Source organism: Leifsonia sp. NPDC058292, from assembly GCF_042880955.1.
Lineage (GTDB): Bacteria > Actinomycetota > Actinomycetes > Actinomycetales > Microbacteriaceae > Leifsonia.
Window position 1 is genome coordinate 14,741 of record NZ_JBHVYL010000012.1, and the last position, 20,689, is coordinate 35,429.

15 protein-coding genes are annotated in these 20,689 nt (G+C 68.8%); 3 read left to right on the forward strand and 12 right to left on the reverse strand.

Translation table 11 applies throughout. The annotated features are described in order from the left end of the window. Positions 1-44: 44 nt before the first annotated feature. The 12 genes from ACFVWR_RS08915 to ACFVWR_RS08970 all read right to left on the reverse strand — a co-directional run bounded on the left by ACFVWR_RS08915 (position 45) and on the right by ACFVWR_RS08970 (position 15,503). Positions 45-485 carry a PaaI family thioesterase gene (locus ACFVWR_RS08915; RefSeq protein ID WP_387210302.1) on the reverse strand — a complete coding sequence of 147 codons (441 nt, stop codon included), beginning with the start codon at positions 483-485 and terminating at the stop codon, positions 45-47. 53 nt (positions 486-538) lie between these two features. Further along, the gene (locus ACFVWR_RS08920) at positions 539-2,302 is read right to left on the reverse strand and encodes an APC family permease (RefSeq protein ID WP_387210190.1); all 1,764 of its coding nucleotides are present in this window, start codon (positions 2,300-2,302) and stop codon (positions 539-541) included. A gap of 91 nt (positions 2,303-2,393) precedes the next feature. Then, complete coding sequence (locus tag ACFVWR_RS08925; protein ID WP_387210191.1) at positions 2,394-3,302, reverse strand: oxygenase MpaB family protein; 909 nt, start codon at positions 3,300-3,302, stop codon at positions 2,394-2,396. Beyond that, positions 3,299-3,856 (reverse strand): YbaK/EbsC family protein, encoded by a 558-nt coding sequence (locus ACFVWR_RS08930; protein WP_387210193.1) that lies wholly within the window; start codon positions 3,854-3,856, stop codon positions 3,299-3,301. The genes ACFVWR_RS08925 and ACFVWR_RS08930 overlap by 4 nt, the downstream gene beginning before the upstream one ends. 88 nt (positions 3,857-3,944) lie before the next feature. Further along, complete coding sequence (gene gatB, locus ACFVWR_RS08935) at positions 3,945-5,450, reverse strand: Asp-tRNA(Asn)/Glu-tRNA(Gln) amidotransferase subunit GatB (protein ID WP_387210195.1); 1,506 nt, start codon at positions 5,448-5,450, stop codon at positions 3,945-3,947. Then, a complete protein-coding gene (gene gatA, locus ACFVWR_RS08940; protein ID WP_387210197.1) occupies positions 5,450-6,997 on the reverse strand; it encodes an Asp-tRNA(Asn)/Glu-tRNA(Gln) amidotransferase subunit GatA in 1,548 nt (515 codons plus the stop codon). The genes gatB and gatA overlap by 1 nt, the downstream gene beginning before the upstream one ends. 11 nt (positions 6,998-7,008) lie before the next feature. Then, complete coding sequence (gene gatC, locus ACFVWR_RS08945) at positions 7,009-7,305, reverse strand: Asp-tRNA(Asn)/Glu-tRNA(Gln) amidotransferase subunit GatC (protein WP_387210199.1); 297 nt, start codon at positions 7,303-7,305, stop codon at positions 7,009-7,011. Positions 7,306-7,358: 53 nt separating this feature from the next. Continuing rightward, the gene (locus tag ACFVWR_RS08950; protein WP_387210201.1) at positions 7,359-9,125 is read right to left on the reverse strand and encodes an alkaline phosphatase family protein; all 1,767 of its coding nucleotides are present in this window, start codon (positions 9,123-9,125) and stop codon (positions 7,359-7,361) included. A 7-nt stretch (positions 9,126-9,132) separates the two neighbouring features. After that, positions 9,133-10,485, reverse strand: a complete 1,353-nt coding sequence (locus ACFVWR_RS08955; RefSeq protein ID WP_387210203.1) for an alpha/beta hydrolase — start codon at positions 10,483-10,485, stop codon at positions 9,133-9,135. A gap of 195 nt (positions 10,486-10,680) precedes the next feature. Beyond that, positions 10,681-12,960 (reverse strand): NAD-dependent DNA ligase LigA, encoded by a 2,280-nt coding sequence (gene ligA / locus ACFVWR_RS08960; RefSeq protein WP_387210205.1) that lies wholly within the window; start codon positions 12,958-12,960, stop codon positions 10,681-10,683. A 50-nt stretch (positions 12,961-13,010) separates the two neighbouring features. Beyond that, positions 13,011-14,111, reverse strand: coding sequence for a tRNA 2-thiouridine(34) synthase MnmA (gene mnmA / locus ACFVWR_RS08965; protein ID WP_387210304.1), 1,101 nt, complete (start codon positions 14,109-14,111; stop codon positions 13,011-13,013). Positions 14,112-14,291: 180 nt separating this feature from the next. Next, positions 14,292-15,503, reverse strand: a complete 1,212-nt coding sequence (locus ACFVWR_RS08970; RefSeq protein WP_387210207.1) for a cysteine desulfurase family protein — start codon at positions 15,501-15,503, stop codon at positions 14,292-14,294. Between the two features lie 49 nt (positions 15,504-15,552). On the opposite strand from ACFVWR_RS08970, the gene glgX reads away from it, so the two are divergent. From glgX to ACFVWR_RS08985, 3 genes are all read left to right on the forward strand, one after another. After that, positions 15,553-17,634 (forward strand): glycogen debranching protein GlgX, encoded by a 2,082-nt coding sequence (gene glgX, locus ACFVWR_RS08975; protein ID WP_387210209.1) that lies wholly within the window; start codon positions 15,553-15,555, stop codon positions 17,632-17,634. After that, a complete protein-coding gene (gene ybaK, locus ACFVWR_RS08980) occupies positions 17,634-18,122 on the forward strand; it encodes a Cys-tRNA(Pro) deacylase (RefSeq protein ID WP_387210211.1) in 489 nt (162 codons plus the stop codon). The genes glgX and ybaK overlap by 1 nt, the downstream gene beginning before the upstream one ends. Before the next feature lie 125 nt (positions 18,123-18,247). Next, on the forward strand, positions 18,248-20,677 hold the full coding sequence (locus tag ACFVWR_RS08985) for a cell wall-binding repeat-containing protein (RefSeq protein ID WP_387210213.1): 2,430 nt from the start codon (positions 18,248-18,250) through the stop codon (positions 20,675-20,677). Positions 20,678-20,689 lie beyond the last annotated feature (12 nt).

The following is a 20,689-nucleotide window of genomic DNA, read 5'->3' on the forward strand; positions in this document are numbered from 1 at the left end:
CATGGACTCATGTAACGGCGAGTCGGGACCCCTCGATGTGGCGGTCAGGGCGCAGGGAGCGGGAAGACGAGCAGGGAGCCGGTCGCGGTGGCGACGGTCTTGCCCGAGGCGTCGGTGACGACACCGTCGGCGAACGCGACCCGGCTGCCGGGCTTCGTCACGGTGGCGACGCACGTGAGGCGCCCGGATGTGGCGAGCACCGGGCGCAGGTAGTTCACCTTGATCTCGATGGACGTGGATCCCTGGCCTGGCGAAAGGGTCGTCTGCACAGCGCATCCGAGAGCCGAATCGAGCAGCGTGCAGACCAGGCCGCCGTGCACCGTGCCGATCGGGTTGTAGTGCGATTCGTCCGGCTCACAGATGAACGTGGCCGTTCCGGGCGCCGCGGCAACCAGGGTCATGTCCATGAGGCTCGCGATCGGAGGCGGTGGCAGCTCCCCCTCGATCATCGCCGTCAGATACTCGAGCCCGCTCATGGTGGGCATGACCGCCACGCCGGGCGCGGGGTCCTCCCACTCGACGAGGCGTTGCCGTTCCGTCACTTGCCGTCCTTTCCTTGCACGGGACCGCCGTGTTCGTCTTCGGCGCGCCGAGCGCTTTCCTCCGGACCCTCCACCGGTCGGAGGGTTTCGGCGCTCACCGGAACCTGCCCGGCCGGGAGGTTCGAGCGGTCGGGTGAGATGACGGTGCGCCCCGCTCCCGAGTCGGGGAGACCGAATGTGGGCAGCCCGGCCGGCGTGAGCACGAGGGCGTGAGAGCGCATCGGCAGCGTCTTGCCGCGGAAGTAGTCCGGTTTGCGCCACCACCAGATCGCCATGAGCACCGCGCCGATCAGGAGGCCACCGACCCCGACGACGGCCTCGGCGCCGATGCCGATGATCGTCACGTTCTTGCCCTGGTCATCGACCAGCCAGTCGGGGGCGGAGAAGCTGATGAGCCCGTACACGAACACGGCCAGAAGCATCACGCCGCCCAGAAGCGGGAACAGCCCCCGCATGACGATGGTGCGAAAAGACCGGAACAGCGTCTTGCGGTAGAACCATACGCAGGCGAAGCCCGTCAGGCCGTAGTAGAACGCGATCATCAGGCCGATCGACCCGATCAGGGCATTCAGCAGCACCGGGCTGATGAAAGTGAACACGAGGTAGAACACGGCGGAGACGATCCCCATGCCGATTGTCGACCAGGTCGGGGTGAGGAACCTCGGGTGGATTCGGGCGAACTTCGCCGGAATCGCCTTGTACGCCGCCATCGAGAGCGCAGTGCGCGCCGTCGGGAGGATGGTCGTCTGCGTCGAGGCCGAGGCCGACGTGAGGATCGAGAACCCGAGCACGGCCATCAAGATCGAGCCGACCACTCCGCCACCGAAGAGGGTCGGACCGATGGCCGAGAAGACGTCGCCCGAGTTGTCGGGGTTCGCCAGGCCGATGCCTTTCTCCCCCACTCCAGCGAAGGCGACGGTCGCCACCGTGACGATAGCGTAGGTCGCAAGGAGGAGCAGCGTGCTGATGATCGCGGCGCGGCCGGGCGTCTTGCCGGGGTCCTTCGTCTCCTCGTTGATCGACACCGCCGTGTCCCAGCCCCAATAGATGAAGATCGCGGTCAGCATGGCCGGGGCGATGGTCTTCGCGAAATCGAGGGTGAACGGGTTGAACCAGTCCCACTGCGGGATGAGCGAGTACGGCTCGGCTGTGCCGGTGTACACCTTCACCAGAGCGAACACGGCGAAGAAGATCAGGATGAGCACCTCGAACGAGAGCAGAACGTATTGCAGCCTCGCGGAGATCTCGATGCCGCGGTAACAGATCCAGGTCATGATCGCTATCCAGAGCAGCCCCGCGATCGTGGTGGCGAACGTGTTGGTCGCGAGGTCCCCGATCGCCGGGAGCCCGAAGCTCCCGACGAAGGTGAACGAGTACGAGCCGGCGATCTGCGCGAGGTTGGCCATCACGATCACGTCTGCGACGATGATGCCCCAGCCGCCCATCCACCCGGTGATCGGACCGAACGCACGGGTGGCCCAGGTGAAGGTCGTTCCGCAATCGGGCTCGGCCTTGTTGAGCTCTTGATAGGCAACGGCGATCAAGTACATCGGGATGAACGCGAGGAGCACGATCCCGGGGGCTTTGACACCGGCCGCGAGCGTGCCGCCGACGACGATGAACCCGAGGCTGGCGGCGAGACTGTATGCCGGGGCTGTGGACGCGACACCGACGACCACACTGGAGACGAGCCCGAGGGCGCCGTCTTTCAGTCCCTTGGACTCGACGTCGTCGGGTTTCGGCGGAAGCGTTGCGGTCATGAGAATCTCCACGGGTGAGGTCCGCTCAGCTCCGAGCGGGCGCAGGACTCAGCGTAACGCCGCCGGCGCCGAAACGATCGCTCGCGGCCCCTCAGGCCTGTTCGGCGAGCCGCTGCAGCCGCCGGCGCGCCGCGAGCTCTGCCTGGGTCTGCGGGCCGAGCAGCGCTCCCGCGCCTCCCAGCACGGCCGCCGTGGCCCGCTCGATCGGGAGCATCCGCTCGACGCGGCCGCTCTCGAAACCGAGCATCGTGCGGTGAGCGGGTTCGAGGGTGGAGACCGCGGCGCGGAACAGCACGCTGTACGACGGGCGCAGCATCCGGCGGAGCGGAGGTCTCCGGATGAAGCCGACGATCTCATCGACATCCGGCCCGCCGCGCAGTTCGCCGGCTTCGGTGAACTCGGCGATCCTGGCTCGCAGTTCGGCCGCGGTGCGAGGTGGGTCGGGGATGTTCATCAGCTCGCCGGCGGTCGCCCACTCCGCGACGTATCCGTCGGCGCCACCGGGGATCGCCCCACCCCAGCGCTCGTGCGCCGTGAGGAAGGCGTCGGTGAAGGCGAGGTGCACCCACAGCGCGAGCTCGGGGTCGTTCGCGGAGAACGGCCGGCTCTCACCGTGCCCGTCGACGAACGTGCCGACCACCCGCTTGTGCATGGCCTGCACCATCCGGGACCCGGCCTGCGCTTGGTCGGTGGAGCCGTAGGTGACCGTGTGGATCCAGCGGATGGTGCCCGCGAGCCGGCCGAGCGGGTCTTCCCGGTACCGCGAGAACTGCCTCACTCCGGCGAGGGCCCCGGGATGCAGTGCCTGCAGCAGGAGCGCCCGCACACCCGCTACCAGTGTCGGCATCCCGCCGTGCACCGTCCACGCCGCGCCGCCCGGCCCGAAGTAGCCGGCGTCGTCGCCATCGGCCAGAGCGAGGATCCACGCCGGAACCTCGTCGGACTGCCCGGCCAGCGTCTCGATGAGCCTCGACCGCACGGGGCCGAGCACACCGGTCATCCGCCGGCCACCTCGAGGCCCAACCCGTCGACGACCTGAGCGTTCGGCAGCGTGCCGAGCAGACGACCGGGCAGGAGGATCTTCGATCGCCGCACGCCGGAGCCCACGATGACCACGTCGGTCTCGGCGACCCGACGGTCGACGAGGATGGGCCACTCGGCCGGCAGCCCGATGGGCGTGATGCCGCCGTACTCCATCCCGGTCAGCTCGACCGCGCGCTCCATGGGCAGGAACGATGCCTTGCGCACGTCGAGCAGACGCTTGACGGCGCTGTTCACGTCGGCGCGGGTCGTGGAGAGCACCACGCACGCGGCGATCTTCTCCACACCCTCCCGCTTGCCGGCCACGACGACGCAGTTCGCGAGCACGGCGGCGTCGAGATCGAACATCTCGCGCGTCGCGGCCGTGTCGGAGACCGCCGGATCGATCTCGACGACACCCACCTCGTCGAGCAGGCCCGCCGACATCAGCAGGCCGGTCGTCGTCGGCGCGAGCAGTGCCGTGTTCGAGGATGCCGGAACCGTGGTCAGCCGACCGAGAGTGAAAACGCCCATACGCCTAATCTGACGCACGCGGCTGGGAAAGACCAGCGACGCCTGGCATCCCTGAAGGATGTCCGGCGCCGCCGGTTCACCGGGGTTGCTACTCGGCGCTGCCTGCGCGCTCCAGCACGAGCTCGCGCACGCGGGCGGCGTCGGCCTGGCCCTTCATCGCCTTCATCACGGCGCCGATGACCGCGCCGGCCGCCTGCACCTTGCCGTCGCGGATCTTGGCGAGAACGTCGGGCTGCGCGGCAAGCGCCTCGTCGATGGCCGCGATCAGCGCGCCGTCGTCGGAGACGACCGCGAGCCCGCGCGAGTCGACGACCTGCTGAGGGCCGCCCTCGCCGGCGACGACGCCTTCGAGAACCTGGCGGGCCAGACGGTCCGTGAGGGTTCCGGCATCGATGAGCTTCGCGAGCTCGGCGACGTGCTCGGCGGAGACCAACGTGGTCGCGTCCACACCCTGTGCGTTGGCGAGCCGGGCGATCTCGCCCGTCCACCACTTCCGTGCGGCGGCCGGGGTCGCGCCGGCGGCCACCGTCGCCTCGACCTCGTCGAGCAGGTCTGCGTTGGCGACGTCCTGGAACTCGAGCGCGGTGAATCCCCAGTCCGCCGTCAGGCGCTTGCGGCGGGCGGCCGGTGCCTCGGGCAGGGTGCCGCGGAGCTCCTCGACCCACTCGCGAGACGGCGCGACGGGAACGAGGTCGGGCTCCGGGAAGTACCGGTAGTCGTCGGCGTCGCTCTTCGGTCGTCCCGCGCTCGTCGTTCCCGTGTCTTCGTGCCAGTGACGGGTCTCCTGCACGATCACGCCGCCGTCGGCGAGGATGGCCGCCTGACGCTGGATCTCGTAGCGCACGGCGCGCTCGACCGACCGCAGCGAGTTGACGTTCTTCGTCTCGGTGCGGGTTCCGAGCTTGCCGGAGCCGCGCGGCCGAAGGGACACGTTCGCGTCGCAGCGCACGTTGCCTTCCTCCATGCGGGCGTTCGAGACGCCGAGACCCTTGACGATGTCGCGGATCGTCCGCACGTACATGCTGCCGATCTGGGGTGCGTCGGCCTCGGCGCCCTCGATCATGTGGGTGACGATCTCGACGAGGGGCACACCGCCGCGGTTGTAGTCGACCAGCGAGTAGTCGGCGCCCTGGATGCGGCCGGTGGCGCCACCGACGTGCGTCAGCTTTCCGGCATCCTCTTCCATGTGCGCGCGCTCGATCGCGACGGTGACCTCGCGGCCGTTCTCCAGCTCGATCGTGACAGAACCCTCGAACGCGATCGGCTCGTCGTACTGCGAGGTCTGGAAGTTCTTGGCGGTGTCGGGGTAGAAGTAGTTCTTGCGCGCGAAGCGGCTCGTCTCGGCGATTTCGCAGCCGAGGGCCAGCCCGAGACGGATGCTCGACTCGATCGCCTTCTTGTTCACCTGCGGAAGACCGCCCGGCAGGCCGAGGCAGGTCGGGCAGGTGTTCGTGTTCGCGCCCGAGCCGAACTCGTTGGCGCAGCCGCAGAACATCTTCGTCTTGGTGTTCAGCTCGACGTGCACCTCGAAGCCGAGCACCGGCTCGAACAGCTCCAGCGCCTTGTCGTAGTCCATCAGTTCTGCCTGGGCCATCAGACGGCTCCCTCTTCGCTCGCGAACATCTCTGTGGCGCTGAGATCCGGCGCCTGGCTGAGCAGCGTGTGACCCCACTTCTGCTCCAGCAGCTGCTCGAGCGCGGCGCCGATCGTGTACAGGCGCGCGTCGGCGCGTGCGGGCGTCATCAGCTGCAGACCGACGGGCAGGCCGTCTTCGGGCGCGAGGCCGATCGGCAGGCCCATGCCCGGCACTCCGGCAAGGTTCGCCGGGATGGTGGTGATGTCGTTGAGGTACATCGCCATGGGGTCGGCCAGCTTCTCGCCGAACTTGAACGCCGTCGTCGGAGCGCTCGGGCTGACGAGCACATCCACCTTCTCGAACGCTGCGGCGAAGTCACGCTGGATGAGCGTGCGCACCTTCTGCGCGCTGCCATAGTAGGCGTCGTAGTACCCGGCACTCAGCGCGTACGTGCCGAGGATGATGCGGCGCTTCACCTCGGGGCCGAAGCCGGCGTCGCGAGTGGCCGACATGACGCGCTCGACCGTGACCGGCCCGTCTTTCGGGTCGACCCGGAGGCCGAACCGCACGGAGTCGAAGCGTGCCAGGTTGCTGGACGCCTCGGCCGGAAGGATCAGGTAGTACGCCGCGACGGCGTACTCGAAGCTCGGGGCGCTGACCTCGACGATCTCGGCGCCCGCTCCCTCGAGCAGAGCGAGCGACTCGTCGAAGCGCTGCTTCACACCGGCCTGGAATCCGTCGCCGGAGATCTCCTTGATCACCCCGACGCGAACGCCTTTCAGAGATCCTTCGACGAGGCCCGCGCGGGCAGCGTCGGTCATCGACGGCCAGGTGTCGGTCAGTGAGGTCGAGTCGAGCGGGTCGTGCCCACCGATCACGTCGTGGAGCATGGCTGCGTCGAGAACCGTGCGCGAGACCGGGCCGACCTGATCGAGCGAGCTCGCGAGCGCGATCGCTCCGTAGCGGCTGACCCCGCCGTAGGTGGGTTTGACGCCGACGGAACCGGTGACCGCGGCGGGCTGACGGATCGAGCCGCCGGTGTCGCTGCCGAGCGCGAGCGGGGCCTCGAAGGCGGAGACGGCCGCCGCAGAGCCGCCGCCGGAGCCGCCAGGGATGCGCTCCAGGTCCCACGGGTTGCGGGTCGGGCCGTAGGCCGAGTGCTCGGTGGAGGAGCCCATGGCGAACTCGTCCATGTTGGTCTTGCCGAGGGGCACGAGATCGGCGTCCCGCAGACGGCGCACCACGGTGGCGTCGTACGGCGGCAGGTAGCCCTCGAGGATCTTCGAGCCCGACGTCGACGGCATGTCGATCGTCGCGAGCACGTCTTTGATGGCCACGGGAACGCCCGCGAGCGGGCCGAGCTTCTCGCCGGCCGCGCGGCGCGCGTCGATCGCTTCCGCCGTGGCGATCGCCTTGTCGGCGGCGACGTGCAGGAACGCGTGCACATCCGCATCCACGGCCTCGATACGGTCGAGGTGGGCCCGGGTCGCGTCGGCGGACGACACCTCACCGGAGGCGAGGAGCCCGGCGAGGGTGGCGGCGGGAAGTCTGGTCAGGTCGGTCACGGCGCGCCTCTCTACTCTTCGTCCAGGATGGGGGCGACCTTGAACTTGTCGCCCAGGCGGTCGGGCGCGGCGGCCAGTGCCTGCTCCACGGTGAGAGACGGGCGCACCACGTCGTCACGGAAGACGTTCGTGAGCGGCAGCGGGTGGCTCGTGGCGGGAACGTCGGGACCCGCGACCTCGGTCACTTTCGCCACCGCCTCGACGATCTGGCCGAGCTCGCTGGTCAGGCTCTCGATCTCTTCCTGGCTCAGGTCGATTCTGGCGAGACTCGCCAGGTGTGCGACCTGCTCTGCACTGATTTCGGACATGCGTCTCCGTCTACGGATTCGAAAAGTGGATGGTTCGATTCTATCGGTCGCGCCTATTCGGTCTGACCGAACAGGCCGAGGCCCTTGCGCTGCACCAGGTCCCACGCCTCCTGGTACGTGCGGGGCACCTGCTCCCCCGGCTCGCCGTACTGGGCGGCGAGCATCCCCATGAGTCCGATGCCGGGCGGGCTGAGCGGTCTGTCCTGATCTCCGGGCGCCGGCGCCTGGGCCTCGGGATTCGCCGGAAGGTACTGAGGGTGGGTGTCGGGCCAGGTGCCGGGCTGGCGTGGCGTGGTGCGGTTGATCGCGTTGTCGATCGTTCGCGCATCCCTGTCCCGCTCGGTCAGATGTTTCAGCTCGTGCTTCTTGGTGAGCGTGCTGATGACGGCCGCGTGGTCCATCGGCTCATTGATGATCGTGTTGCGCGAGGTGTACGCGGAGATCGCGATGGCCGGAACACGCACGCCGATCCTGTCGAACTCGAAGCCCATCTCCCCCGGGCCGCTGTCGTCGGGCGGCACGGCCGGCCCCGGCGCTTCATGGTCGTAGGTGCCGCCGTGCTCGTCGAACGTCACCAACAGCATCGTGTTCATCGCGTTCGAGCCCTTGGCGCTGCGGGAACCCCTGATGGCCGAGTACACCCGATGAAGCAGCAGATCGCCGGCCCGCACGTCGGAGATGGCGCCGCCGACGATGATCTGCCCGTCGACATCCTCCTCGGTGAGCGGGCCGCCCGGCGGATGCATGTCGTTGTGGTCGTAGAGCAGCCTCGGCTCGACGAACGCGTAGTCGGGCAGCGTTCCCTCTTCGACGTCTTTGTAGAACTCCGTCATGGTGCGGAAGCTGGTGTGCCAGAACGGTTCGAGCACCGGAGCGTGGATGAAGCCCGTCAGCGAGATGAGCTGGCGGTCGTCGAAGTACACGCGCCAGCTGAGGCCCGCATCCTGCAGCCGGTTGAAGATCGTCGGAGACGCGTTCTTCGGGTCGAACCATTTGCGGATGCCCTCGGCGCCCTTGTTGGCCACATACCCGTGCGAGGTCGACGCGTGGAAGAAGGAGCGGTTGCAGAGGGTCTGCGATGGCACCGCGCAGTGCCAGTCGTCGTAGACGGCGAACTGGCGGGCGAGCGTCGAGAACACCGGCAGCATGTCGGGGGTGAAGGAGCCCATGATGTGGCGGTACTCCTCGCGGTCGGGCTCCTGCCCGCGATCGTCCTTCCGCAGCACGCCGATGTAGTCGCGCACGAAGCCCTTCATCTCGGGCTTCGTTCCCGGCTTCGGGGCATTGAACGGTGGCAGCATCCGGGCGACGGGCGCGTCTTCGTTGCTCGCCGGGTCGATCACGCCGAACAGCTGCGTGTTGACGTGCGGGTACACCTCTCCCGGGTCGGGAGACGGTTGCCGCATCACGAAGTCGGTCGTTCCCGCATAAGGATGCGCGGGGATGTCGGCGCCGCCCGCCGGGTCGGGATTGCTGTAGTCGCCGAAAGCGAGGCCGTTGAAGCTCTTGCCCGCGGGGAGGCTGCTCTCGTCGTACAGATACCCGAGCAGGTTGTCGAACGACCGGTTCTCGTACATCAGCACCACGAGATGATCGAAACCCGGGCGAGAGCGCGGCGGCAGAGGAGGATATTCCTCGCCCGTTTCGTGCTCCACCTGGTCTGCTCGCTGACCCGCGATGCCCGCACCGGCTATCCCACCGGCGACACCGCCGACCGCTGCCCCCGCGGCCGCGATGCCCGCCCCCTTCAGAAAGGCCCGACGAGACGACCGGCGCTGGCTCGCGGCATCCTGGCTGGGAGATTCGTCATCGGCACTCATGTGCAAGTCAGTTTATGCGCGGCGCCGGTTGGGATGCCGCTTGCGAATCCTGTGTCGCGGCATCCGCATCCCCGCTCATCACCAGCCTGCCGAGCCCGATGCCGATCAGTGCGAGATTGCGCATGCACTCGGTTCCGGCGGTGAAGTACTCGTTGTGGCCGGACGACCCGCCGAGCTCGAGACCTGTGATCGGATCGACACCGCCGTTCACCCCCATCGGCTTGGCGCCGTAGGAGGGTGAGCCCGGATCGCTGCCGAAGAACGCGCTGTGCACGACCGGGTCGAGGCCGGCCTGGCCGACGTAGACGTTCCCGGCCCGCACGCTGAGCTCGGAGACGGACTGGGCGTCGCTGCCCGGCGACCCCAGCAGCGCGAGCGAGTCGACCGTGACTGAGCCGCGTTCGAGCGCGAGCAGAGCTGCGGTCGACCCATAGGAGTGCGCGAAGACGCTCAGGTAAGGCGGATCGGCCTGGCGCAGCGATTGGATGCCCTCGAGCGTGCGCTCCAGACTGTCGGCGCCCTCTGTGGCGAGCTTCATGCCGCCGATGTTCATCAGCACCGGGGTCTGGTAGCCGATCCAGGCGACCGTTGCGACGCCGGGTGTGCCACCGCCGCTACGCGGCCCGAGCGCCCGCCGCAGCCAATCGGTCTGCTGGTCGTAAAGGTTCTGCGCGGTCTTGGCCCAGTCCTCGATCTGTTCCCCGACCGACATGTACATGCCCGGCACGAGCACGCTCACGTATTTCGCGGTGGCGAGGTCGCCGATCACGATGGAGGCGCGCGCGTCGTCCGACGTGTCGAGGGAGACGAGCGTGCGCTTCACGCCGTCCCTGCGGGTCAGCGCCTTCTCGACGTTGCCCAGGGTCTCGAGTTTGCGTTGCAGTTCGATGCGCACGGCCCGGCCGTCGCCGGTCGCCAGTTTGTCCTCGGTGTCGGCGATCGTGCGCTTCAGGTCGATCACGTTCGCGCGCCCGCGCACCGCGTACGGGATGCCCTCCAGGTTGCCGATGACGTGCGGCGCCGCCTTCAGCAACGCTGCCTGCTTCACCGGATCGAGCAGACGCCAGACGCCGCTCATGTCGCCGGCCTTCGGAGGGTCGACGAGCATGCGGTCGAGATCCGAACGATGGCTCTGCAGGAACGCCGGCAGGTCGGCCGCGCTGAGCCGGCTGAGCGAACCGAGGATCGCGCCAGAGGCCGCGACACCGGAGGCTTGACCGGCGGGGGCGTCGCCGACCGCGGAATCCGTGGCGTCACCGGCCCACGAAGAGGTCGAGCTCACGACCGAATAGGTCGTCGGAGCGGGGATGTCCGCGGGCAGCACTGAAACCCCGGTCATCCCTGCGACGACCGAGGTCATGGTTACGATAGCTGCAAAGCCGACCAGCACTCCGTCCGGGTCCCTCCGAGAGCGACGAGCTAAGCCCTTGCAGTGCGCCCCGGGCGAGCGCACTCCTTGATGCTATCGGTACCACTGCTGCCGAAAGCCGTTCGTTCTACCCCCTGTTCTGGCGTAGACCGGGGGTTCTTGCGTCATAAATTCGGTCGAAACGCGTCAGTCCTGGTCGGACGCCACCGCATCCGGGCCGCCCTCGAGGAGCCGGCGAAAGCCGCCCGCGTCGAGAATGGTGAGCCCGAGCTCCTCGGCCTTCGCCAGTTTCGACCCGGCGCCCGGGCCCGCTGCCACGAAGTCGGTCTTCTTCGACACGCTGGACGCGGCCTTGCCTCCCGCCGCGATGATCGCCTCCTGGGCGCCCTCGCGCGTGAAGCCCTCGAGCGACCCCGTCGCGACCACGGTGAGCCCGGCGAGCGTGCCTCCCGCTTCGACGGCCGCGCCCGGTCCGGGATGCCCCGGCGTGCTGAACTGCACGCCGTCGCGCGCCCAGCGCTCGACGATCTCGCGATGCCAGTCGACCTCGAACCACGCGAGCACCGCGTCGGCGATGATGCCGCCCACACCGTCGACCGCGGCGAGGTCATCGCGGGAGGCTGTGCGGATCGCGTCCAGTGAGCCGAAATGGTTGGCGAGCGCCCGGGCAGCCACCGGTCCGACATGGCGGATGTTGAGAGCCACCAGAATGCGCCAGAGCGGTTTCACCCGGGCGGCCGCGAGATTGGCCAGCAGGTCGATGGCGTTCTTCGACGGCACGTGCTCGGCGTCGCCGGTGAACTCTGTGGCATCGGGATCCCACGGGCCATCCTTCTTCTGCCGGCGCCGACGGAAAGGAGTATCGGTCTTCTCGGTTCCGGCCTCGGTCAGCTTCGCCAGCCCGGTCTCGTTGTCGCGAACCACGACCTCGACGGGGAAGAGGTCGGCCATCGCGAGACCGAACAGCCCGGCCTCCGTCGGCAACGGCGGGGTCGACGGATGCAGCGGGCGGGTCAGCGCGGCCGCGGCCACCTCGCCGAGCGCCTCGATGTCGAGCGCGCCCCGCGAGCCGATGTGCTCGACGCGGCCGGCGACCTGCGCCGGGCAGAACTCCGAGTTGGGGCAGCGGAGATCGATGTCCCCCTCTTTGGCGGGCGCGAGCCTGGTGCCGCACACCGGGCAGTTCTCGGGCATCACGAACTCGCGCTCGGTGCCGTCGCGCAGTTCGACCACCGGGCCGAGCACCTCCGGGATCACGTCGCCCGCCTTGCGCAGCACGACCGTGTCGCCGATGAGCACGCCCTTCGCTTTCACCACATCCTGGTTGTGCAGTGTGGCCTGGCGCACCTCGGAGCCGGCGACCCGAACCTTCTCCATGACGGCGAACGGCGTCGCCCGCCCCGTGCGGCCGATGCTCACGACGATGTCGAGCAGCTTCGTGTTGACCTGCTCGGGTGGGTACTTGTACGCGATCGCCCAGCGCGGCGCCCGGCTGGTCGCGCCGAGCTCGTCGTGGAGCGCGAGCTCGTCCACCTTGACGACGATGCCGTCGATCTCGTGCTCGACGCTGTCGCGGTGCGCGCCGAAGTACTCGATGAACTCGGACGCTTTCTTGGCGGAGTCGACCACGCGGTAGTGGCTCGACGTCGGCAGCCCCCACTCCTTCAACAGGTCGTATGTCTTCGACTGGCTGTCGACCGGCGGGTTCGCCCACGCGCCGATGCCGTGAACGAGCATGTGCAGACGGTTCAAGCGGGCCCGCATCAGCGCCAGCTGCGCGGCGTTCTTGCCCTCCGCCTTCTGCCGCAACGAACCGCTCGCCGCGTTGCGGGCGTTCGCGAACACCTTCTCGCCGAGCTCCAGCTGGGCGGCGTTCAGGGCCTCGAACTGCGCGACCGGGAAGAACACCTCTCCGCGCACCTCGACGAGCGGCGGATGCCCGGACCCGGCCAGTCGCGAGGGGATGACCGGGATGTAGCGGATGTTCTCGGTCACGTCTTCGCCGACGACGCCGTCACCTCGAGTGGCCGCCGACACGAGCACGCCGTTCTCGTAGCGCAGGTTGATCGCGAGACCGTCGATCTTCAGCTCGCAGAGGTAGTCGACCTTGCGGTCGGAGTCGCGCTCCACCTTCGCCGCCCAGTCTTCGAACTCGGCGATGGAGAACACGTTGTCGAGGCTCAGCATCCTCTCGGCGTGCTCGACGGGCGCGAAGAGGGTCGTCTGGGCCCGGCCGCCGACCGTCTGCGTCGGGCTGTCCTGGCTCTGCAGCTCGGGATACAGGCGCTCGAGCTCTTCGAGCCGGTGGATCATCCCGTCGTACTCGATGTCGCTCACGAGCACGGTGTCGCGCTCGTAGTACGCGTCGCGGAGCTCGAGGATGCGGGTGGTCAACTGCTGGGCCTCGGCACTCGCCGCGCTCAGATCGACCGTGTCGTCGGGGATTTCTGTGCTGTCGTTCGCCACGCGTCAAGCATACGGACGGCGCCCGACACTCGGCGCGGCGCGTCGGCGGGTCAGCCGACCGGTACGGCGGAGACGGTGCGGTCGATCGTCGTCTGTCCGAGCACGCGCGTGCCGAGGTAGACCACGGCGGTCTGACCGGGCGCGACACCGTTGAGGGGCGCATCCGGGGTAACCACGAGCTCGTCGACGCCGTCGGCGTTCGGCCTCACGACCGCAACGGCGGGCACCGGGTCGGCGTGCGCGCGGATCTGCACGTCGCACGCGAAGGGCTCGCCGGCGTTCTCGGGAGCACGCCCCGCCCAGGTGAAGCGGGAGCCGGCGATCTCCGCGATGTCGAGAGCCTCCTTGGGGCCGACCACCACGGTGTTGTCCTTCGGACGCACCTCGAGCACGAACCTCGGCTTGCCGTCGTCGGACGGGTAGCCGATGTTGAGTCCCTTTCGCTGTCCGACCGTGAACGCGTGCGCGCCCTGGTGGTCGCCCAGCTTGTTGCCCTCGCGATCGAGGATGTCGCCGGTCTCGGCTCCGACCCGTTCGGCCAGCCAACCGCGGGTGTCACCGTCGGGGATGAAGCAGATGTCGTGGGAATCGGGCTTGTTCGCGACGCTGAACCCGCGCTCGGCGGCCTCGGCACGCACCTCGGCCTTCGACGGCGTGGCACCCAGGGGGAACATGGCGTGCGCCAGCTGATCGGAGGTCAGCACGCCGAGCACGTACGACTGGTCTTTCGCCCACGCGCTCGCGCGGTGCAGTTCGCGGTTGCCGTCGTCGTCGGTCAGGATCGCCGCGTAGTGTCCGGTGCACACTGCGTCGAAGCCCAGATCGAGCGCCTTCTCGAGCAGCGCGGCGAACTTGATTTTCTCGTTGCAGCGCATGCACGGGTTCGGGGTGCGACCGGCTGTGTACTCGGCGATGAAGTCGTCGACGACGTCGAGCTTGAACCGTTCGGAGAAGTCCCAGACGTAGTAGGGGATGCCGATGATGTTGGCCGCCCGCTGAGCGTCCATCGAATCCTCGATCGTGCAGCAGCCGCGGCTTCCTGTTCGCAGGGTTCCGGGCATCCGGCTGAGCGCCAGGTGCACGCCGACGACGTCGTGGCCGGCGTCGACGGCGCGGGCCGCCGCCACCGCGGAGTCGACCCCTCCGCTCATCGCAGCAAGAACTTTCACCCGGATATCCTACGCCAGCCCTCCTGAGTGCCGTCCGCTGGGCCCGTCCTGCTCACCGAGGGGTCCCGACACGCCGTTACATGCCTCCATGTAACGGCGCGTCGGGCCCCCTCGACGGAGAGCGATGGGAGGGATGGGAGGGATGGGCGGGATGGGCGCGGGTCAGTGGCCGAGGCGGGTGGTGCGCTCAGCGAGGCCGGCGCGGGAGGCCTGCTCGTAGGCGGCCGGAAGGGCGGCGACGAGTGCGTCGACGTCGGCCTGGGTCGTGGTGCGCCCGAGGGTGAAGCGCAGGGCACTGCGAGCAGTCGGTTCGTCCCGGCCCATGGCGATGAGCACGTGCGACGGCTCAGGGATGCCGGCCTGGCAGGCGGAGCCGGTCGACACCGACACGCCGGCCAGGTCGAGGAGGAAGAGCAGCGAATCCCCTTGCGCGCCGGGGAACGTGAAGTGGGCGTTGGAGGCGACCCGGTCGGGTGAGCCGGACGGCGCACCGCTGAGCACCGCATCCGGAACCGCGGCGAGCACGCCGCCGATGAGCCTGTCGCGCAGCGCGGTCAGCCGGGCTCGCTCCCCCGCGAGCTCGACGGCGGCCGCCCTCGCCGCGACGGCGAACGACACGGCAGCAGCGACGTCCTGCGTCCCGCTGCGCACCTGGCGTTGCTGGCCACCGCCGTGCACCAGCGGCACGACGCTCGCGGTGCGGCCGAGCACGAGCGCGCCGATGCCGACAGGGCCGCCGATCTTGTGGGCCGAGACGCTCAGCGCGCTCACGCCGTCGCGGTGCAGCGAGGCGAAGTCGATCGGCAGGTGCCCGTAGGCGGCGACGGCATCGACGTGCACCGGAACGTCGACCGACGCGGCGAGCGCCGCGAGCTCCGGCACGGGCTGCACCGTGCCCACCTCGTTGTTCACCCAGAGATACGTGAGCAGCGAGACGGCGGACGGCTCCACGGCGAGCGCCGCTCGTGCGTCGTCCACCCGGATGCGGCCCTCTCCGTCGAGAGGCAGCCACTCCAGGCTCGCGCGCTCGTGCCGCTCCAGCCACTCGAGGGTGTCGACGGTGGCGTGGTGCTCCCCTCCCGGCGCCAGGATGCGCGGCCGCGGCGGGGCGCCGTCCGCGTTCCGTGCCCAGTACAGTCCCTTCAGCGCGAGGTTGATCGCCTCGGTGCCTCCGGAGGCGAACACGACCTCGATGGGATCGCAGCCGAGCGTGGCGGCGACCGTCTCGCGTGCCTCCTCGAGCATCCGTTTCGCCTGTTGTCCCTGGCTGTGGATGGAGGACGGGTTGCCGACGACGCCCATCGCGTCCGCGTAGGCCGCGATCGCCTCGGGTCGCATCGGCGTGGTCGCCGCGTGATCCAGGTAGACCGTCATGTGCGCTCCTGAAAGCCGGGTGCTTGTCGTAGTCACTACTCTAGAACGCATGACTTCGGCCGATCCTCTGCGCAATCTGGGCGTTCGCCTCACCCAGAACGGCGGCGAGCTTCGGGTGTTCTCCGCGAACGCCGACGGCATGGAGCTCTGCCTGTTCGACGCCAAGGATCCCGACTGGCTGGTGAAGACCGTCAGGATGTCGAAAGACGCGAACGATGTGTGGGTCGGCCGTTCGCGCTCGCTGACGGTCGGCACGCGCTACGCGGTGCGGGTCTCCGGTCCTGCTTCCCCCAACAACATGTTCAACCCCGAGTCCATGCTGCTCGACCCGTATGCCCGGGGCATGGTGCGTGTGGGGGCGAATGAGTGGCGCGGAACGGTGATCGCCGATGGCTTCGACTGGGGCGAGGCCCGCAAGCCGAATACCCCGCTCGACCATTCGGTCATTTACGAGGCGCACGTCAAGGGCATCAGCAAGCTGAATCCCGACGTGCCGGAAGACCTGCGGGGAACCTACGCCGGCCTGGCCCACGAGTCGACGATCGGCTACCTCAAAGATCTCGGCGTCACCGCTGTGGAGTTGCTCCCCGTGCACGCCTTCGTGTCGGAGCAGCGCCTCATCCAGCAGGGGCTCACGAACTACTGGGGCTACAACACCCTGAACTTCTTCTCGCCGCACGCTCCGTACGCGTCCAGGTCGGCTCAAGCGGCCGGGCCCGACGCGGTGCTCGCCGAGTTCAAGGGAATGGTGAAGCTCCTGCACCTGGCCGGCATCGAGGTCATCCTCGACGTCGTCTACAACCACACCGCCGAGGAGGGCATCGGGGGGCCGCGCACCAGTTTCCGCGGCATCGACAACGCCACCTACTACCGGCAGGATGCGGACGGCGCCTACATCGACGTCACCGGCTGCGGCAACACCGTCGACTTCGGCAAAGAGGTTCCGGTGCGACTCGTGCTCGATTCGCTGCGGTACTGGGCGAACGAGGTGCAGATCGACGGGTTCCGGTTCGATCTCGCTGCCACCCTCGGCCGCGACGCCGATGTGCACTACACGCCCGACCATCCGCTGCTGCAGGGTCTGCTGCACGACCCGGCGCTCGCCGACGTGAAAATGATCGCTGAGCCGTGGGATGTGGGGATGGGCGGCTGGCAGACGGGCAACTTCCCGGCCGGCTTCTCCGAATGGAACGATCGGTACCGCGATCGGGTGCGCAACTTCTGGCTCGCCGACATCAAGGAGGCGCGCGCTCACGGCCAGGCTCCGATCGGCATCGGCGGGTTCGCCACCCGGCTGGCGGGCTCGTCGAACACGTTCTCGCCCGAGCGCGGTCCGCTCGCGTCGCTGAACTTCGTCACGGCCCACGACGGTTTCACCATGGCCGACCTGACCGCCTACGACGTGAAGCACAACCTCGGCAACGGCGAGAACAACCGCGACGGCACCGACAACAACCGGTCGTTCAACCACGGGGTCGAGGGGCCGACCATGGATGAGGCGATCCTGCTGCAGCGCCACAAGACGGTGCGCAACCTGCTGGGCACCCTCCTGCTCTCCGCCGGGGTGCCGATGATCACCGCCGGCGACGAGTTCGGCCGCAGTCAGCGGGGCAACAACAACGCATACTGCCAGGACAGCGAACTGACCTGGCTGGGCTGGCTGCGCACCAGGGAGGAGCGCGAACTGCTGGCCACGACGCGACGGCTCCTCGAACTGAGGCGCACCAACCCGGCGCTCCGCCCGAGCAGGTACGCCGTGTTCGGCGAGACGACCCCCAACGCCAGCCACATGGACTGGTACGACGCCGGCGGCAACCGCATGGACGACGAAGACTGGAACTCACCGGAGAACCGCACCCTGCAGTACCTCGCGGCGAGCACCCCGGATCGCGAGGAGTTCAATCGCGTGCTGCTGATCGTGCACGGTGTCGAAGACGACGTCGAGGTGTCGCTCCCGACCGCGCCCGGCGTGACCTCGTACGCGCTGCTCTGGGACAGTTCCACCGAACTCCCGATCGCGGAGGACGAGTCGGAGTTCGCCCCCGGCTCGACACGGCTGGTCGGTGGAACCTCCATGCAGTTGTACCGGGCGAACGGGCCCCGAGTCGAGGCGCCGGAGAGCGCCGCATAGTGGCGAAGAAGCGGGGCACCGGCACGCCGGCGACCGTCGCACTGTCGGCGGCGGGCATCCCGTTCGAGCTGCATCCCTACGAGCACGACCCGGCCGCCGCATCGTTCGGTCTCGAAGCGGCCCGAGCGCTCGGAGTCGAACCGGAGCGGGTGTTCAAGACCCTGCTCGCCGACACCGACGCGGGAATCGTCGTCGGGGTGGTGCCCGTCGTCGGGATGCTCGACCTGAAGGCGCTCGCAGCGGCCGTCGGCGCGAAGCGGGCCACGATGGCCGACCCGGACGTAGCCGAACGGCGAACCGGGTACGTGGTGGGCGGCATCAGCCCGATCGGTCAGAAGACCGCGCACCCCACTGTCGTCGATGAGAGCGCGCAGCTGTTCGACACCGTCTTCGTCTCCGGCGGCAAGCGCGGTCTCGACCTCGAACTCTCCCCCGCCGACCTCCTGAGCGCCACCAGGGGCGTCTTCGCTCGCATCGCCAAGGATTGACCGAGGTTCGACAGCGTCAGACCGCGCGGAATGGCAGCGCCTCGACGATCGGTCATCCCGTTAGGGTGTGTTCGTACTGCAAGACGGATGCGAGCGGCGATGAGCCGGTGGGGCGGATGCACACGGTGGGAATCAGGCGAGCGACGATCGGCGGTGCGCTCACCTGCGTCGTCGTCTTGACGGGCATCATCGTGACGGGCGCCCCGGCCGTCGCCGAGCCGGGGACGGCAAGTGCGTCGGCCGCGTCGTCGGTCACGTCTACCGCGACGCACGCGCAACCGCTCGTCCCCTCGACGCCGGCAGACCCGGGAGAGGCGACCATGTCGGTCTACCTGCCGCAGAGGTTCGAGGCAGAGGCCGCCGCGCTCCCGCAGGAACTGGTCGCCGCTGTACGCCGGGATCTCGGGCTGGACGCATCCGACTATCTCGCCACTTCGGCCGCCTCCGTGGATGCCGCCCAGGTCGTCGCGGGCCTCAAGGCGGATGGAGTCACGGTCAACGACTCACGCATCGACGGAACGACGTTGCTCGTCGGGGTCGGTTCGGCCGAGGATGCGGCGGTCGCCGAATCGCGCGGCGCCGAGGCCGTCGTCGGCGATGTAGCGCCGACCGCGGCCGAGTATGCGGGCCTCCGACTCGAATCCCGTGCCGACCTCATCGGCGGCACCGGCTGGGGATACACCGCCGGTGCGTCGGGCTTTCTCTGCTCGATCGGCTTCAACGGTTTCAACCTGACGACGAGCGGCAGCCAGTTCGTCACGGCCGGACACTGTCTCAGGGAGTTGAAGCCGGTGCCCAACCCGCTTCCGGTGCCGTTCGCCGCAACGCAGGCCGCCGCCGGAAGTACGCCGTTCCGGGGCGACGATCTGGGCGCGATGGTCGACTCGTCGTTCGTGTTCGGCGGCGGCAACGACTCGGGGCTCGTCAGCGTCACCAACGGGTCTTTCACGCCGAAGCCGACCGTATCGACCTGGGGCGGCCGCACAGGCGCACCGACGGCAGGAACACCCGTGACCGTCCGTGGCACGACGACGGCGACGACGGGGAGCGCGATCTGCAAATCCGGCAGTACCAGCGGCTGGACCTGCGGGAAGGTCCTCGCGACGAACGTGACCGTGCAAGTCGGCAATCCCACCGACGGCTACGTCGACGTCAACTCGATCGTCACCAACACCTGCATGCTCTCGGGTGACAGCGGCGGTTCGGCCATGATCGGAGCCTTCGCTGTCGGGGTCTCCTCCGGCTCCGATTTCAGCACGTGCGCCAACGGGTCGACCTCGGTGTTCTTCCCGATGTCGGCGCCCGGCTCCGCGAAGAGCATCACCCAGCAGCAAGCCGGCGTGTGGGAGATCGCCGTGTCGGTGCCGACGCCGTCGGTGACATCGGTCACCTCCGGCTCGACCGTCTATGCGAGCAGCGCCATCGCGGGCACACTCCCGTCCGCGGTCGCCGGCGACAAGGTCGAGCTTTTCCTCGACGGGGCGACGACCCCGACGGCGACAGCGGCCGTGACCGCCGCGAACCCGGCCTGGTCGTTCCCGCTGGCGAACGTCGGCGCCGGCGCGCACACCTATCGAGTGGACGCCGCCTACGGCACCAAGAACCACTCCGCCTCCGTCTCCGGCTCGCTCACGGTCGTCGCATCCCCCACGGTCAACCGCGTCTCGGGGCAAGACCGCTACGCCGGCGCGATCGCCGTGTCGCAGGCCGCGTACCCCGATCCCGGAACCGCGAAGGTCGTCTATCTGGCGAGCGGCGAGACGTTCCCCGATGCCCTGAGTGCTGCGGCCGCCGCCGCGAAAGAGCACGGTCCTCTTCTTCTGACCCCGGCGGCCTCGCTTCCGCCAGCGGTGAAGAAGGAGATCGAGCGGCTGGCGCCGGAGAAGATCGTCGTGGTCGGCGGCCCCGGTGCGGTCTCCGCAAAGGTCTTCGACCAGCTCGACGGGCTGAGCGACGAGCTGGTCCGGTACTCCGGGCTCAGTCGCTATGAGACGTCTCAGACCATCGTCGACCGCGTCTTCGGCGATTCGGGCGTCAACACGCTTTACATCGCAACCGGCGCCAACTTCCCCGACGCCCTCTCGGCGGGTGCAGCCGCCGGCGCCAACTCCTCCGCCGTGCTGCTGGTGCCGGGCTCCTCGACGACACTCGACGCGGCGACGTCGGCGCTGATCACCAAGCTGCACCCAGCGGCCATCCGGATCACGGGAGGAACAGGGTCGGTCTCTCCCGCCATCGCCGCCGCCCTCGCCGGCAAGGCCGCCTCGGTGACCAGGGTGGGCGGGATCGACAGATACGCCACCTCCCAGGCGATCAACAGCGACGCCTTCGCCTCGGCGTCGAGCGTCTACATCGCGAACGGTCTGAACTTTCCCGACGCGCTCGCGGGCGCAGTGCTCGCCGCCGAGAACACGGCGCCGCTCTACGTGACCCGCACGACCTGCATGGTTCCTGGGCTTCTGACCGGCGCCGCGGGCCTCCACGCGTCGACCATCACCCTTCTCGGCGGAACCGGCGTACTGACACCGGCGGTCGCAGCGTTCACTCCCTGCTGACCTGCCCCGATC

Bases quoted from the DNA above. Each gene is read 5' to 3' on its own strand.
- ACFVWR_RS08915 (WP_387210302.1), bottom strand. From the start codon at position 485: ATGCCCACCATGAGCGGGCTCGAGTATCTGACGGCGATGATCGAGGGG.
- ACFVWR_RS08920 (WP_387210190.1), bottom strand. From the start codon at position 2,302: ATGACCGCAACGCTTCCGCCGAAACCCGACGACGTCGAGTCCAAGGGA.
- ACFVWR_RS08925 (WP_387210191.1), bottom strand. From the start codon at position 3,302: ATGACCGGTGTGCTCGGCCCCGTGCGGTCGAGGCTCATCGAGACGCTG.
- ACFVWR_RS08930 (WP_387210193.1), bottom strand. From the start codon at position 3,856: ATGGGCGTTTTCACTCTCGGTCGGCTGACCACGGTTCCGGCATCCTCG.
- gatB (WP_387210195.1), bottom strand. From the start codon at position 5,450: ATGGCCCAGGCAGAACTGATGGACTACGACAAGGCGCTGGAGCTGTTC.
- gatC (WP_387210199.1), bottom strand. From the start codon at position 7,305: ATGTCCGAAATCAGTGCAGAGCAGGTCGCACACCTGGCGAGTCTCGCC.
- ACFVWR_RS08950 (WP_387210201.1), bottom strand. From the start codon at position 9,125: ATGAGTGCCGATGACGAATCTCCCAGCCAGGATGCCGCGAGCCAGCGC.
- ACFVWR_RS08955 (WP_387210203.1), bottom strand. From the start codon at position 10,485: ATGACCTCGGTCGTCGCAGGGATGACCGGGGTTTCAGTGCTGCCCGCG.
- mnmA (WP_387210304.1), bottom strand. From the start codon at position 14,111: ATGAGCGGAGGGGTCGACTCCGCGGTGGCGGCGGCCCGCGCCGTCGAC.
- ACFVWR_RS08970 (WP_387210207.1), bottom strand. From the start codon at position 15,503: ATGACGGTCTACCTGGATCACGCGGCGACCACGCCGATGCGACCCGAG.
- glgX (WP_387210209.1), top strand. From the start codon at position 15,553: ATGACTTCGGCCGATCCTCTGCGCAATCTGGGCGTTCGCCTCACCCAG.